The following is a 14408-nucleotide window of genomic DNA, read 5'->3' as shown; positions in this document are numbered from 1 at the left end:
GGTCTGCGGCATCCGCCTCGGCGGCGGCTGCGTGTACTGTCATGGAGGACATTTCATGAGCAACACCAATACTTTGGACAGAGTCGAACCGCCCGGCGAACCGCTCCACGGCGATGAGGAACGCCCGAAAGCGTTCTACGTCCTCCTGATCATCGCCCTGGCCTGGCCCACGGTCGTGCTCTCGATGAGCGGGCTGCTGCTCGGCAACGCCCAGGTACTGGTCGCCCAGCACTTCCACACGACACAGATCGCCTGGTTCACGCTGATCACCACGCTCGTCGCCACCATGAGCGTGCCGTTCCTGATCAAGGCCGCCGACATGTTCGGCAAGAAGCGCGTCATGGTCGTCGCCTCGGTCATCGGCGTCATCGGCGAGGTGCTGTGCGCCATCGCCCCCACCTGGGGACTGATGCTGTCGGCGCGGTTCCTGGTCGGCATCTACGCGGTGGTCACCGCACTGACGTACTCGATCGTCCGTGACGTCTTCCCGGCGAAGTGGGTCGGCACCGCGACCGGCGTCGTGGCCACGAGCACCGGCCTGACCGCGCTCGCCGGCCCGTGGCTGTCCGGCTGGCTCCAGGACAACCACGGCTTCCGGGGTGTGCTGTGGTTCCTGGCCGTCAACAGCGTCGTCGCGCTCGTGCTTCTGCTGCTCTTCGTGCCGGAGAGCCCGCTGCGGGCGCCGCGCACGTCGTTCGACTGGCTCGGCGGGATCCTGCTGGGTGGCAGCGCGACCGCTCTCGTGTACGGCATCGGCCAGGGCAGCGACTGGGGCTGGTCGGACGCCCGAACGCTGGCGTACCTCGTCGGCGGCGTTGTGGCGTTCCTGCTCTTCCTCGTCGTCGAGCACCGGGTCGCCCACCCGCTGCTGGACGTGCGGCTGCTGCGCGAGCGCCGGCTTCTACTCATCCTGCTCTCCAGCGGCATGGCGGCCGGCGTCCTGTTCTCCACCGGAACGATCAACCAGTTGCTGGCGCTGTACCCGGACATCCCCGGTATGTCCGACGGCCTCGGATTCACGGCCACGGAGAACGCCGCCCTCGGCGTGCACTCCAGCATCCTGCTGCTCGCGTGTGGTGCGGCGGTCGGCATGATGGCGAACCGGTGGAGCGCGAAGATCACACTTGTGTCGGGCCTGGTGCTGGCCATTGTCGGCGTGGTCATCACCTACAGCCAGCACTACGAGAAGTGGCAACTCGTCGCCTTCGGCCCGCTCTTCGCCGTCGGCATGGGCCTCGTTCTCGCGTCGGGTCCCATCCTGATCATCGGCGCCGTGGAGCCCGAGGACCAGGCGACCGCCAACGGCGTCGGCTCCCTGCTGACGGGTGTTCTGGGCGCGATCTCCACACAGGTGATCTTCACCATGCTCAACGACCGGGCCAACGTCGTGCAGGGCACCGCCCTCTACACCGACGACGGCTACAAGGCCGCTTTCGCCGCCGGAGCCGCGATGCTCACGGTCGCACTGGTCATCGCCGTGATGATCCCGAAGGTGCGGACACCCGTCGAGGCGGCCGCGCATGTGCCGGTCGACGCCCCGAAGCACGCGGGGCCCTAGTGCTGTGGGGTGGGGCCGGTTAGGGGGCGGCCCCACCCCACTCCCTCGCGACGAGCACGGCCGGAGCAGCGCCTATTGGGGAGGGCTGGTGATCATGGTGACCAAGGCGTCGACGACCTCGACCATGTCGATGTCCGGATTCACGAGCCACTGCAGTTGGACGCCGTCCACCGCCGCCACCAGCAGTCGGGCGAGTGTGTCGGCGCTGAGGTCGTCCCGCGCGCGGCCGTCCGCCTGCATAAAGGCGACGCCTGCGCTGATGGCCTCGTGTAGTTGCCCGTACCGCCGGGCGAAGTACGGTCCAGCCGGGTGCCCGGGATCCGGTGCCGCGGCGGTCATCGCCACGTACAGGCGTACCAACCCCGGAACACCCATGTTGTGGCGGACCGTTCGAAGAATCGCCGCCAGCGGGTCTTCGGTGCCTTCGGCTTCCGCGGTGGCCTCGTGGTCGCGCTCGTCGATGATCGCCAGGAACAGGTCCTCACGGGACCCGAAGTAATGGAGAACCCCGGTCGTGGTGAGTCCGACACGCTCCGCGATCTCCCGGAGGGACGCCTTTCGGTCTCCCTCGGCGGCGAACACCTCCAACGCGGTTTGCAGGATCTGCGCTCGACGCGCGACGCCCTTCGGGTAGGGCCGTCGGGCCGTCCGTCCCCCGACCGCAGGTCTTTCAGTAGTCACCTCTCGAACTTATCCGACGTACCACCGAGGCCAACGAGAGCAATGGAACGATTCATGAGTGAGTGTGCTCACGGCACCGACAGCGTGCCGACCACAAGCGCCCCCACCCACCTGCGCGTCGAGCACACCGACGACACGCTGGGCACGGACGTCCGACGGCCGCGCCTGTCGTGGCGGCTGCCCGCCGGTTCGCACCGCCAGACGGCCTACCGGATCCGCGCCGGCGACTGGGACTCCGGCCGGATCGAGAGCGACCGGAGCGTGCTGCTCCCCTTCACCGGTCCGGAGGCGGCGCCCGGGCAGCGCATGGACTGGCGGGTCATGGTCTGGACCGACGCCGGTGAGAGCGAGTGGTCCGAAACCTCCTCGTGGGAGGCCGGGCTCCGGCCCGGGGACTGGACCGCCGCATGGATCGAACCCGCCGAGGAGCGGGAGCTGCCCGCCGGCGCCCGTCCGGCCTACTTGTTGCGCCACGAGTTCGCCGTCGAGGACGCGGCGAGCCCCGCGAGGGTCTATGCCACCGCGCACGGCGTCTACGAGTTGTTCCTCAACGGCACCCGGCTCGGCGACCACGAATTGAGCCCGGGCTTCACCGCGTACCGGACCCGGCTGCACGTCCAGACGCACGACGTCACCGGCCTGCTGCGTCCCGGAGCGAACGTGCTCGCGGCCGTCCTGTCGGACGGGTGGTTCCGTGGCCGCACCGGGTACCACCGAATCCCTGACGGCTATGGCCCCCGGACAGCGCTGCTCGCGGAGTTGCACGTGCGGTCCGGTGACGCGGACGCCGTGGTGGCGCGCACAGGCCCCGGCTGGAGGTCCACTGCCGGCGAGGTCGTCGCGGCGGACCTGATGGACGGTCAGCAAGTCGACTTCACTCGCGCATCCCCGGGCTGGCACCAAGCCGGATTCGACGACAGCACGTGGCCGCACGTCACAGCCGTGGAAGGCCCCCTCAACGCGGACATCGGGCGTCTGACGACCAGTCCCGCTCCCCCGGTGCGTGTCGTCGAGCGCCTGGCTCCCGTCGCGATCAGCAGTCCGCGACCGGGTGTCCAGGTGGTGGACTTCGGACAGAACATCAACGGCTGGATCCGGCTCACCGAACTCGGCCCACGTGGCACCGTCCTGACTCTGACCCACGGTGAGGCGCTCGACGCCGACGGCGATGTGACGACCGATCACCTGGCCGGAGTCGACGAATTGGCCGGACGGACGTACGACGTCGGTCAGATCGACCATGTCGTCTCCGCCGGCCGTGCCGGCGACGTCTTCGAACCACGGCACACGACGCACGGATTCCGGTACGTCCGCGTCGAAGGGCTTCCCGGCCCCCTCGCACCCGCGGACATGTCCGCCGCGGTCGTGCACACGGACCTGCGGCGCACCGGCTGGTTCCGGTGCAGCGACGAGCGGATCAACAGGCTGCACGAGGCCGCAGTGTGGAGCTTCCGAGGCAACGCCTGTGACGTACCCACCGACTGCCCGACCCGCGAGCGCGCCGGCTTCACCGGTGACTGGCAAGTCTTCCTGCCGACGGCGGCGTTCCTGTACGACGTCGCCGGCTTCTCGGTGAAGTGGCTGCGCGATCTGGCGGCCGACCAGTGGCCCGACGGACGCGTCCCCAACTGGGCGCCGGAACCGGGTCTGGACCGACGTGCCGACGAAATGTACGCGTTCATGAACGGCTCGGCCGGCTGGGGCGACGCCGCGGTCCTCGTACCCTGGTACACCTATCTCGCCTACGACGACACCGACGTGCTGGCCGAGCAATACGAGTCGATGACCCGCTGGGTGGCGTTCGCGGCGAACGGCGCGCGCAACGGCCGCTTCGGTGCACGCGCCGAGGCCCACCCCGAGCCCCGCCCCCACGAGGAGTTCCTGTGGGACGCGGGCTTCCACTGGGGCGAATGGCTCGAACCCGAGCAGGCCGACGACACACCCTTCTACTTTCAGGACCACGGCGCGGTCGCGACCGCCTACCTGTACATGTCCTCGCGGCTGCTCTCGCGCATCGCCCACATTCTCGGCAAGACCTCCGACGCCGAGCGCTACGGCCACTACGCGGACCACGTCCTGGCCGCGTGGCGCACGGAGTTCATCCGGCCCGACGGGACCCTCACCGTCGATACCCAGGCCAACCACGTCCGCGCACTCGCCTTCGGCGTCGTACCCGAAGAACTGCGTGCAAAGACCGCGGAGCGTCTGGTCGCCCTCGTGCGCGCCGCCGACACGCATATCGGCACCGGCTTCCTGGCCACGCCGTACCTGCTGCCGGTCCTGGCCGACACCGGGCATCTCGACGTCGCGTACGAACTGCTCTTCCAGGACACGCGCCCGTCGTGGTTGGCCATGATCGACCGCGGTGCGACGACGATCTGGGAGGACTGGGACGGGATCGCCGACGACGGCACTCCCAAGGCTTCCCTGAACCACTACAGCAAGGGCGCCGTGGTGTCGTTCCTGCACGGCCATACCGCGGGCATCCGACTGCGCGAAGACGCCCCCGGCTACCGGCACTTCGACATCCGGCCGCAGCCGGGCGGCGGGCTCACGTGGGCCGAGGCCGACCTCGATTCCCCGTACGGGCGCATCGCCGCACACTGGCGCATCGCGGACGCCCGCTTCCACCTCACCGCGGTCGTTCCGCCGGGCACGACGGCGACGATCACGCTCCCCGACGGCACCAGCGTCGACGCAACCGCAGGCTCACACAGCCTCGGCTGCGTCCTGTCCTGACCCGCCTCGGCCGCACCGACCTGAGGAGCCACCACGATGCCAAGCAAAGCCTTCGAGCTCGTCGAGAGCATCATCAAGGCCGGCCAGGACGGCCCACCGCCGGACCTCGCCATCGAAAGACGACAGGCCGCCGACCATGCCGCGATGTACCAAGCGGTCCCTGGAGTCCACGACGAGCCGGTCGACGTACCGCGCGCAGACTCCTACCTGATGACGCCTGACAACCCCCGCGACGATCTGGTCATTCTCTACGTTCACGGCGGCGGGTTCCGTTCAGGCACCGCGGCGGTTGCCCGGCCGATCGCCGCACAACTCGCGCTGCACACCAAGGCACGCGTACTCCTGCCCGAGTACCGGCTCGCACCCGAACACCCTTTTCCCGCCGGGCTGGACGACTGCGTGGCGGCTTTCGAACACGCGGCGACAATCGCACCGCGGATCGTCGTCGCCGGAGAGTCGGCGGGCGCCAATCTCGCCATGGCCGTGCTCCTCGCCCGGGCCGCGTGCGACGACCACCGGGCCCTCGCCGGGGTCCTGTTCTCCGGGGTCTTCGACCTGCGTGCCGAGCGCTACACCAGCGGGAGTTGGGTGGACCGCGCCGACACCGATCTCGTACTCGGCGGCGCGGACGATGCCATGAGCACGGACTATCTGGGCGGCCACCCCGCCGATGACCCCTTGGTGTCGCCGCTCCTGGCCGATCTCAGCGCCGTGCCGCCGCTGTTCATCCAGGCATCAAGTGCCGAGCGCTTGCTGGACGACTCGCTGGAGCTCGCCGCCCGCGCGGCACGGGCCGGTGTGCACACAGAGATCGAGGTGTGGCCGACCATGACCCATGCCTGGCAACTCATCGCGGGCTTCCTGCCCGAGGCCACCGAAGCGGCCGCCCGCGCCTCCGCGTTCGTCAACCGCATTGGCGATGGCCGGATGGTCGATGGCGCGGCGCTGATGGGCGGGCCCGCGACCCTGGAGGGGGCACTGTGACCGCGCCGACCGTGGAACCGCCGCGTTTCGAGCACCACCGCGAACCGCTCGGCATCGGCGAGGCCCGTCCCCGCCTGTCCTGGACGACGGTCACCGAGACGCAGGGCTGGCGGCAGGCCGCCTATGAGGTCGAGCGGCGGGCCTCCGACGGCGGCACCGGCGAGCGGCACCGGGTCGACGACGACGAATCCGTTCTGGTGCCCTGGCCCTTCGCGGCGCTGGGCTCGCGTGATCAAGTCGGCGTCCGGGTACGGGTGCTCGGCTCGGACGGGCAGTGGTCCGAGTGGAGCGACACCGCGTGGGCGGAGACCGGCCTGCTCAATCCCGATGAATGGTCCGCCGCGTTCATCGGCCCCGACTGGGACGAGGATGCCCGGCAAGACCAGCCCGCCGTCCACCTGCGCCGCACCTTCCAGCTCACACCCGACGTCGCCTCCGCCCGGCTCTACACCACGGCCCTGGGCGTCTACCAGGCCGAGATCAACGGCACCGTCGTCGGGGACCACGTGCTGGCTCCGGGCTGGACGGTGTACGACAAGCGACTGCGGTACCAGACCTATGACGTCACGTCCCTGCTCCGCGACGGCGCCAACACCCTGACCGCGATGCTGGCCGACGGCTGGTACCGCGGACGCATCGGCTTCTCCGGCAACAACCGGGCCCTGTACGGAGACCGCCTCGCGTGGCTCGCCCAGCTCGAAGTCACCTACACCGACGGCCACACCGACGTGGTCACCACCGGCGCCGACGGCACCTGGCAGGCCGCCCGCGGCCCCATCCTGCGCAGCAGCATCTACGACGGCGAGACCTGCGACGCCCGCATCACCCCCGACGCGTGGCACGGCGTCCGCGTCGAACCGCGCGACCCGGCCACCCTGATCGCGCCGGTCGGCCCGCCCGTCCGACGCATCGAGGAGGTCGCGCCCGTCGCGATCACCACCTCCCCCTCGGGCAGGACACTCGTGGACTTCGGCCAGAACATGGTCGGCCGACTGCGCCTGACCGTCCAGGGCGAACGGGGCCGCGAGATCGTGCTGCGCCACGCGGAGGTGCTGGAGAACGGCGAACTGGCCGTCGAACCGCTGCGCACGGCGGAGGCAACCGACCGGTACATCCTGCGCGGCGGCGAACCGGAGACGTACGAACCGCACTTCAGCTTCCACGGCTTCCGCTACGCCGAGGTCTCCGGCTGGCCCGGACAACTGCGCCGCGAGGACGTCACGGCGGTGGTCGTGCACTCCGACCTGGAGCGCACCGGCCGCTTCCGCTGCTCCGACGACCTGGTGAACCGGCTGCACGAGAACGTCGTGTGGAGCATGCGCGGCAACTTCCTGGACGTGCCCACCGACTGCCCGCAACGCGACGAACGTCTCGGCTGGACCGGAGACATCCAGGTCTTCGCCCCGACCGCCGCGTATCTGTTCGACAGCTCCGGCTTCCTCGCGTCCTGGCTCGCGGACCTCGCGGCCGAGCAAGCCGACGACGGCGCCGTGCCGTACGTGGTTCCCAAGGCGAACACCCCGGGCGCCGATCTGCCGACAGCGGCCTGGGGCGACGCCGCGACCATGGTCCCGTGGGTGCTCTACCGGCACTACAACGATCCGGGGGTCCTGGCCGCACAGTTCGACAGCATGCGCGCGTGGGTGGACCACGTCGCCTCGCTCGCCGGCCCCACCCGGCTGTGGGACACCGGCTTCCAGTTCGGCGACTGGCTCGACCCCGCCGCCCCGCCCGAGCGGCCCACAGCCGCCAGAACCGCCACCGAGATCGTCGCCACCGCCTACTTCGCGCGGTCGGCCGAGATCGTCGCCGGCGCCGCGCAGGTGTTGGGCCGTACCGACGACGCCGACCGATACGCCGGTCTCGCCGCCGAGGTGCGTGCCGCGTTCGCGAGCGAGTACGCCACCGGTTCGGGGCGCATCATGAGCGACGCCCCCACCGCGTACGCCCTGGCGCTCCAATTCGCCCTCCTGCCGAGCGAAGCGCAGCGGTCGCGCGCCGGCGCCCGCCTCGCCGACCTGGTCCGCGGCGACGGCTACAAGATCAGCACCGGGTTCGTGGGGACTCCCCTGATCTGCGACGCACTCACCGAAGCCGGGCACCTCGACGCCGCCTACCGACTGCTCCTGCAGACCGAACAACCCTCGTGGCTCTACCCGGTCACCCAGGACGCCACAACCATCTGGGAACGCTGGGACAGCCTGCTGCCCGACGGCAGGGTCAACCCCAGCGGCATGACGTCCTTCAACCACTACGCCTTCGGCGCCGTCGCGGACTGGCTGCACCGCACCGTCGCCGGACTCGCGCCCGCCGCCCCCGGCCACCGGGTCCTGCGCATCGCACCGCGTCCCGGCGGCGGACTCACCCACGCCGAGGCAAGTCTGCGCACGCCCTACGGAAGCGCCGAGGTCGCCTGGCATCTGGACGGGGGCGACCTGCACGTCACCGCGCTCGTACCCCCCAACACCACCGCGCGGGTCAACCTCCCCGGCCCACGCCGGGAGCCGTTCGACGTCGGTTCCGGACGGCATCGGTGGACGGCGGTCCTCCCCCGGGAGATCACCGCCGCCGGTCCCCTCACCGTGGACAGCACCATCGGCGAACTGATGGACCGTCCCGAGGCCACACGCGTCTTCAAGGACACCCTCGTCCGCTACTTCCCCGAAGCCGCCGCGTTCATCGACCAGCCCGGCAACGCGGGCAGCGGCGAAATCACCGTCCGCGACGTCGGTGCGATGCTGCCCGGCGGCGCGGAATTCCTGGCCGACGTCACCCGCCAATTCGACGCACTCAACGCCCAGGTCGCGGCGAAGTAGGACCGGCCAATGGAGACTCCCGTGAACTTCGGCCCCGGCTCTCGCGTCGCGGACGTCCTTGACAACCCCCGGGCGCGACACGTCGTCGACGCCGCGTTGCCCGGACTCACCTACCACCCGGCGCTGGACATGATCCGCACCCATCCGCTGGAGTCCGTGGTGGCGCATCACCCGGCGGTCGCCGCTGCCCCGACAGTCGCGGCCAACCTGTGGAGCGCGCTCGCCGAGATCACCATGACCAGCCGGAACCGAGGCGGTGACGTGGCGTCCGAGCCGCGTCCCGACTACGAGGGCCACGACGTGGCGGATGCGTCCGCGACTGCTTCGTTCCCGGCGCTTGCGACACGTTGGTCGACCGTCGAGGTGGTGCTGGACGGCCCGTCGCACGGCAACCCGTTCACGGAGCTTGAGGTCACCGCGCGATTCACGCACGACAGCGCCGCGATCACGGCGGGTGGGTTCTACGACGGGGACGGGCGCTGGATCATTCGGTTCCTGCCCGAGGTCGTGGGCTGCTGGACCTTCACCACGTCGTCGAACGCCCTTAGCCTGAACGGCGTTTCCGGCGCGTTCGACGTCGGCGAAGCCGCACCCGGGGATCACGGCCCCGTCCGCACCGACGGCTTCCACTTCGCGCATGCCGACGGCACCCGCCACACCCCGCTGGGCACCACCGCGTACGCGTGGATCCACCAGCCCGCCGAGCTCCGTGCCGCGACCCTGCGGACGCTGCAAAGGTCGCCGTTCACCAAGGTCCGCATGTGCGTGTTCCCGAAGGCGTACCTGCACAACACGAACGAGCCGGACCTCTACCCGTTCGCCGGCAGCCCGGAGGAGGGTTTCGACTTCGCCTTTCTCGACCCCGAGTTCTTCCGACACCTCGAATCCGCGGTCGCGGACCTGGGGCGGGTAGGCATCCAGGCGGACGTCATCCTGTTCCACCCGTATGACCGGTGGGGCTTCGCCGACATGGGGTCGGCGGCCGACGACCGCTACGCGTCCTACGTCGTGCGGAGGCTGTCCGCATACCCGAACGTCTGGTGGTCGCTCGCCAACGAGTACGACCTCGTCGACTCCAAGGCGCAGGCCGACTGGGAGCGCATCGCCGCGGTCTTGGTCGACAACGACCCGGCCGAACACCTGCGGTCCATCCACAACTTCGGCGAACCGTACGACCACGGGCGCAGCTGGGTAACGCACGCCAGCATGCAGGGCCCCGACATCTACAAGACCGCCGAGCACATCGACGCATGGCGTCGGCAATGGGGCAAGCCCGTCGTCCTGGACGAATGCGGCTACGAAGGCAACCTCGAATACGCGTGGGGCAACCTCTCCGGCGAGGAACTGACCCGACGCTGCTGGGAAGGTGCAGTGCGCGGCGGCTACGTCGGACACGGCGAGACCTACCACCGCGACGACGAGCAGGTCTGGTGGGCCAAGGGCGGAGAACTGGTCGGCGACGCCCCCGCACGTATCGCGTTCCTGCGGAAGGTGATCGAGGACGCCCCGGGTGGCTGCTGGACCCGCTGCCCCCTGCCATGGGCGTCCCCCACGCCGGATCGCCCTACGCCTACGACCTGTACTACTTCGGCTTGAGACGCCCCCAGTCCCGCACCATGGCGCTGCCGCCCGGTCGCGCCTGCCGGATCGACGTCATCGACACCTGGACCATGACCGTCGACCCCGTGCCCGGAACCCACACCGGCACGGTCCGGATCGACCTGCCGGGACGCGAGTTCATGGCCGTCCGCATCATCCCGGAGACCGCCGCGGAACCCCTTCCGGAACCTGCCGACACCGAATGGCCGTGAGTCGTTCCCGACGCCCACCCACCAGAGAGAAGGAATGCAATGCCCGCTCTGTCATGGAGTTCCGACGACATCACGAAGCTGCTGTCCCGGATGTCGTTGGAGCAGAAGGCGGCCCAGCTCGCCGGCCTGAGTGCCCCCGACCTTCTCGTCATGGACGGCGCGGACATGACCACGCCGGTGGTGGACGCGTCCCGCGCGGCGTCTCTACGTCCACACGGGTTGGGGCATCTGTCGATGGCCTGGTTCCTCTCCCCCGACGCGGACGCCGACCTCCTGCGTTCCATGATCGCCGAAGTCCAGGCGGCGGTGCGGGAGGTGGCCCCATTCGGGATCGGCGCGATGGTCCATATCGAGGGCGTGCACGGCTTTCTGCACGCGTCCGGATCGCAGTTCCCGGCGGCGTGGGCACAGGCCGCGACCTGGGAGCCCGAACTGGCCAGGCGAGCCGCCGCCGTCACCTCGGCGCACGTGCGGGACGCGGGCATGCAGTTGGTGTTGTCCCCGGTGATGGACCTCAACCGCGATCCACGCTGGGGTCGGGTCCAGGAGACGTTCGGTGAGGACCAGGAACTGGCCGCGCAGTTCTCCGCCGCGTTCGTCCGCGGGATCCAGGGTGCGGAGCAGGAGACGGGGGTGCTGGCGACCGGCAAGCACTTCCTGGGATACGGGGCCTCCGACGGCGGACTGAACACCGCGGCGACGCAGTTGGGGCGGCGCGCGTTGATCGACGAGTACGCCGAGCCGTTCCGGCGCGCGATCACCGAGGCCGGGCTCGCGGTGATGATGAACTCGTACAACGAGATCGACGGCGTACCAGCCTCGTCAAACCGGTGGCTGCTGACCGAACTGCTGCGCGACACCATGGGCTTCGACGGCATGGTGGTCAGCGACTACGACTCGGTCAACCTGCAACACACGACCTACCGCACCGCGTCCACGCCCGGCGAGGCCGCCGGACAGGCGTTGACCGCCGGCCTGGACGCCGAACTCCCGGGCAACACGTACTACGCCCATCTCGTCGACGAGGTCACCGCCGGGCGCCTGGACGAGCGAGTCGTCGACCTCGCGGTGGCGCGGGTGCTCGCCGCCAAGGCCCGAACCGGCCTCATTCCGGGCTTCACCCCGCGCATCGCCCCCGCGGTCGCCCCGGACCGCGCGGAAGCGGCCCAGGTGCGGCGGTCGCTCGCGGACCGCGCCGTCGTATTGCTGGACAACGACGGCACCTTGCCGCTGACCGCGGGTGAACGGCGCATCGTCGTCGTGGGTCCGGCCGCAGACGAGCTGCGCATCCACTTCGGCGCGTACACCTCCGTCTCCTCCGGGGAAATGCCCATGGGCATCATGGCGGTGCTGGAAGGACGCGTCCCCGGTGTGGACCCGACGTCGTTCGTGTTCACCGACATCTTCCAGACCCGCATGCCCGGCATCGAACCGGCCTTCGAGGACGCCGCGCGCCGCATCCATCCCGACGCACCCACCGTCCTGGACGCCCTGCGCGCCCATGACTCGAAGATCGCGTACGCCCCGCTCGGACGCTTCGAAGCCGACCCCGAAGACCGGCTCGACCGGGCCGCGGTGGAGACCGCCGTCCGCGACGCCGACGTGATCGTCGCGGTCGTCGGCGAGCGCACCGGCTGGGTCGGCAACAACACCGCCGGCGAGGGGCAGTCCACTGCGTACCCCCGTCTGCCCGGCGACCAGGAAGAACTCGTCGCGCTGCTCGCGGCGACCGGCAAACCGCTGGTCACCGTCGTCGTCTCGGGGCGCCCACTGCTCCTGGAACCGGTGGCTCACGCGTCCGACGCGGTGCTTCTCGCGCCGCTCCTCGGCGAGGAAGCAGGCCCCGCCGTCGCCGACGCCGTGTTCGGGTCGGTGAACCCCAGCGGCAAGCTGCCCAGCACCTTCCCCCGCCACCTGGGCCAGCTCCCGCTGCACCACGCCCACCACCACGGCAGCGGCTACGCGCACCCCACCGGCACCCGCCATGGCTACGGCGACCTCGCCGAGCAAGGGCCCCTCTACCCGTTCGGCCACGGGTTGTCCTACACATCGTTCGACGTCGAGTTCGACGACCCCGCCGCCGCAGCCGTCGAACTCGCCGACGGCGTCCTGCGCGTACACCTGACGGTCACCAACACCGGCGCGGCCGCGGGCGAAACCGTCGTCCAGCTGTACGCGCGCGACGAAGCCGCCCACGTGGTCCGGCCGGTGCGGCAGCTGATCCAGTTCCAGCGGGTCGCGGTGCCCGCCGCCAGCTCGCAGCCTGTCGTCCTCGAGGCACCGATCGAGCGGCTCCACTACACCGGACTCGACGGGCACCGCGGCATCGAAGCCGGCGAGATCACCCTGATGGCGGGCCTCAGCAGCCACGACATCTGCTGCACCGCCACCGTCACCACGCCCGAACACCGCGACGCCATCACACGGCAACCGTTCTAAACCAGCCCCGCACCAAGCGCGCATCGGCACCGACCAGGACTTCCTCGCGGGGGCGCAGCCGCGTTCGCCGTAGAGTGGCGGCGCCGGCGCACGCTCGGTGCGGGGCGAGCGGGTCGGAGGTTTCGGTGGTTCGTCGCGGGTGACAAGCGCGGATGTCGCGCGGGCGTCCGGGGTGTCGCGGTCAACGGTGAGCTACGTGCTCAACGACACGCCGGGGCAGACGATCCCCGAGGCCACGCGGCGCAAGGTGTTGGCTGCCGCGAAGCAACTCGGGTACACGCCGCACGGCCCGGCCCAGGCCCTGTCACGCGGGCGCGGCAGCATCGTGTTGCTGTGCCTTCCGGACTTCCCACCCAACCCGGTGATGGGCCACCTGGTCGAGGCACTGGCCGGCGCCCTGGGGGCGCACGAGCTGATGCTCGTCACCCATACCGAAAGGGCCCGGCCGGCCGCCCGCGCAGGCACTGGCCGCAGGCATCGCCCCCATCGCCGTCGTCGGTCCGGTGCCGTTCACCGCGGATCAGGTCGCTGCGTTCGCCGCGCGCGGTGCCAAGGCGGTGTTCCCGGGACCGGTGATGCACCACCACGCGGGGATGCGGGCCATAGCGTCGGAGCGGTCCAGGTCGAGCATCTCGCCGCGCGCGGACACGACGACGTGGCGTTCGCGGTCCTGCACGCCGCACGCGAGGCAGGGCTGCGGGTTCCGGACGAGTTGGCGGTCATGGGCGCCGACGACATCGCGCAGGCCCGGTACGCCTGCCCGCCGCTGACCACGATCCGCAGCGCGGGCGGACCGTCCGGGCGCATGCTGGCGTGGCTGGTCCGACAACGGCTGGGCATACACCCACCGAGTCAACTACCTGGCAAGCGTGGAGCCTTGGTCCGCGTCCGTCGGCAACTGGGACCTGGTGCAGCACCTGAGGACCCAGGCGGCCGCCTGCCCGAACCAGACGTTCGCGCTGGTCGGCTACTCCATCGGTGTCGGCAGCGTCGGAGCCCTCGTCGGAGGGGCCCACCGTCGCCATCATCCCCGCCGCGATCGAACCGAAGGTCAAGGCAGTCGTGCTCTTCGACAACCCGATCCGCGGCTTCCCCACCTACAAATCGGTGACTGGGACCTACCAGACCCGCACCCTCGACGACTGCGCCGCCGGCGACCCGATCTGCGGCGGCTGGGACGCCAACGCCCACGGCGCCTACTCGCAGCCCGGCCACATCACACCCGCGGCGGCCTTCATCACGGCGCGGATCTGACCGGGAGGCACCTTCGCGGGGGGGGGGGGGGGGGGGGGGGGGGCGCCGCGGCCCCCCCCCCCCCCCCGGCGGGGGGGCCGCCCCCCCCCCCCCGTTTTTTTTTATTAAAAAAAAAAAAATACCTAT

General features: G+C 70.3%; 10 protein-coding genes. 9 read left to right on the top strand and 1 reads right to left on the bottom strand.

Annotated features, from left to right (window positions below):
• Positions 1-55: 55 nt before the first annotated feature.
• A complete protein-coding gene (locus tag ACWD12_RS39415) occupies positions 56-1558 on the top strand; it encodes an MFS transporter (RefSeq protein ID WP_450103682.1) in 1503 nt (500 codons plus the stop codon).
• A 72-nt stretch (positions 1559-1630) separates the two neighbouring features.
• On the opposite strand, the gene ACWD12_RS39410 is transcribed toward ACWD12_RS39415, so the two are convergent.
• Positions 1631-2239 (bottom strand): TetR/AcrR family transcriptional regulator, encoded by a 609-nt coding sequence (locus tag ACWD12_RS39410; protein WP_450103681.1) that lies wholly within the window; start codon positions 2237-2239, stop codon positions 1631-1633.
• A gap of 54 nt (positions 2240-2293) precedes the next feature.
• Here ACWD12_RS39410 and ACWD12_RS39405 point away from each other — a divergent pair, with 54 nt between their 5' ends.
• The 8 genes from ACWD12_RS39405 to ACWD12_RS39370 all read left to right on the top strand — a co-directional run bounded on the left by ACWD12_RS39405 (position 2294) and on the right by ACWD12_RS39370 (position 14282).
• Complete coding sequence (locus ACWD12_RS39405) at positions 2294-4978, top strand: family 78 glycoside hydrolase catalytic domain (protein ID WP_450103680.1); 2685 nt, start codon at positions 2294-2296, stop codon at positions 4976-4978.
• A 36-nt stretch (positions 4979-5014) separates the two neighbouring features.
• Positions 5015-5962, top strand: coding sequence for an alpha/beta hydrolase fold domain-containing protein (locus ACWD12_RS39400; RefSeq protein ID WP_450103679.1), 948 nt, complete (start codon positions 5015-5017; stop codon positions 5960-5962).
• The gene (locus tag ACWD12_RS39395) at positions 5959-8778 is read left to right on the top strand and encodes a family 78 glycoside hydrolase catalytic domain (protein ID WP_450103678.1); all 2820 of its coding nucleotides are present in this window, start codon (positions 5959-5961) and stop codon (positions 8776-8778) included. Before ACWD12_RS39400 ends, ACWD12_RS39395 begins: the two co-directional genes overlap by 4 nt.
• 9 nt (positions 8779-8787) lie before the next feature.
• A complete protein-coding gene (locus tag ACWD12_RS39390) occupies positions 8788-10374 on the top strand; it encodes a DUF5060 domain-containing protein (RefSeq protein WP_450103677.1) in 1587 nt (528 codons plus the stop codon).
• On the top strand, positions 10371-10589 hold the full coding sequence (locus ACWD12_RS39385) for a DUF5605 domain-containing protein (protein WP_450103676.1): 219 nt from the start codon (positions 10371-10373) through the stop codon (positions 10587-10589). Before ACWD12_RS39390 ends, ACWD12_RS39385 begins: the two co-directional genes overlap by 4 nt.
• A gap of 39 nt (positions 10590-10628) precedes the next feature.
• Complete coding sequence (locus ACWD12_RS39380) at positions 10629-13028, top strand: glycoside hydrolase family 3 N-terminal domain-containing protein (RefSeq protein WP_450103675.1); 2400 nt, start codon at positions 10629-10631, stop codon at positions 13026-13028.
• 97 nt (positions 13029-13125) lie between these two features.
• Positions 13126-14139: a LacI family DNA-binding transcriptional regulator gene (locus tag ACWD12_RS39375; RefSeq protein WP_450103674.1), complete on the top strand. Its 1014-nt coding sequence runs from the start codon at positions 13126-13128 to the stop codon at positions 14137-14139.
• Positions 14091-14282, top strand: a complete 192-nt coding sequence (locus ACWD12_RS39370; RefSeq protein ID WP_450103673.1) for a cutinase family protein — start codon at positions 14091-14093, stop codon at positions 14280-14282. Before ACWD12_RS39375 ends, ACWD12_RS39370 begins: the two co-directional genes overlap by 49 nt.
• Positions 14283-14408: the final 126 nt, after the last annotated feature.

Source organism: Streptodolium elevatio (assembly GCF_053592165.1).
The sequence above is the reverse complement of the archived record's forward strand: the minus strand, read 5'-3'. Positions and strand labels throughout refer to the sequence as shown.

What these genes read in the sequence shown, in the direction of transcription:
- ACWD12_RS39415 (WP_450103682.1), top strand. Translation starts at nt 56, where the DNA reads ATGAGCAACACCAATACTTTGGACAGAGTCGAACCGCCCGGCGAACCG.
- ACWD12_RS39405 (WP_450103680.1), top strand. Translation starts at nt 2,294, where the DNA reads ATGAGTGAGTGTGCTCACGGCACCGACAGCGTGCCGACCACAAGCGCC.
- ACWD12_RS39400 (WP_450103679.1), top strand. Translation starts at nt 5,015, where the DNA reads ATGCCAAGCAAAGCCTTCGAGCTCGTCGAGAGCATCATCAAGGCCGGC.
- ACWD12_RS39390 (WP_450103677.1), top strand. Translation starts at nt 8,788, where the DNA reads ATGGAGACTCCCGTGAACTTCGGCCCCGGCTCTCGCGTCGCGGACGTC.
- ACWD12_RS39380 (WP_450103675.1), top strand. Translation starts at nt 10,629, where the DNA reads ATGCCCGCTCTGTCATGGAGTTCCGACGACATCACGAAGCTGCTGTCC.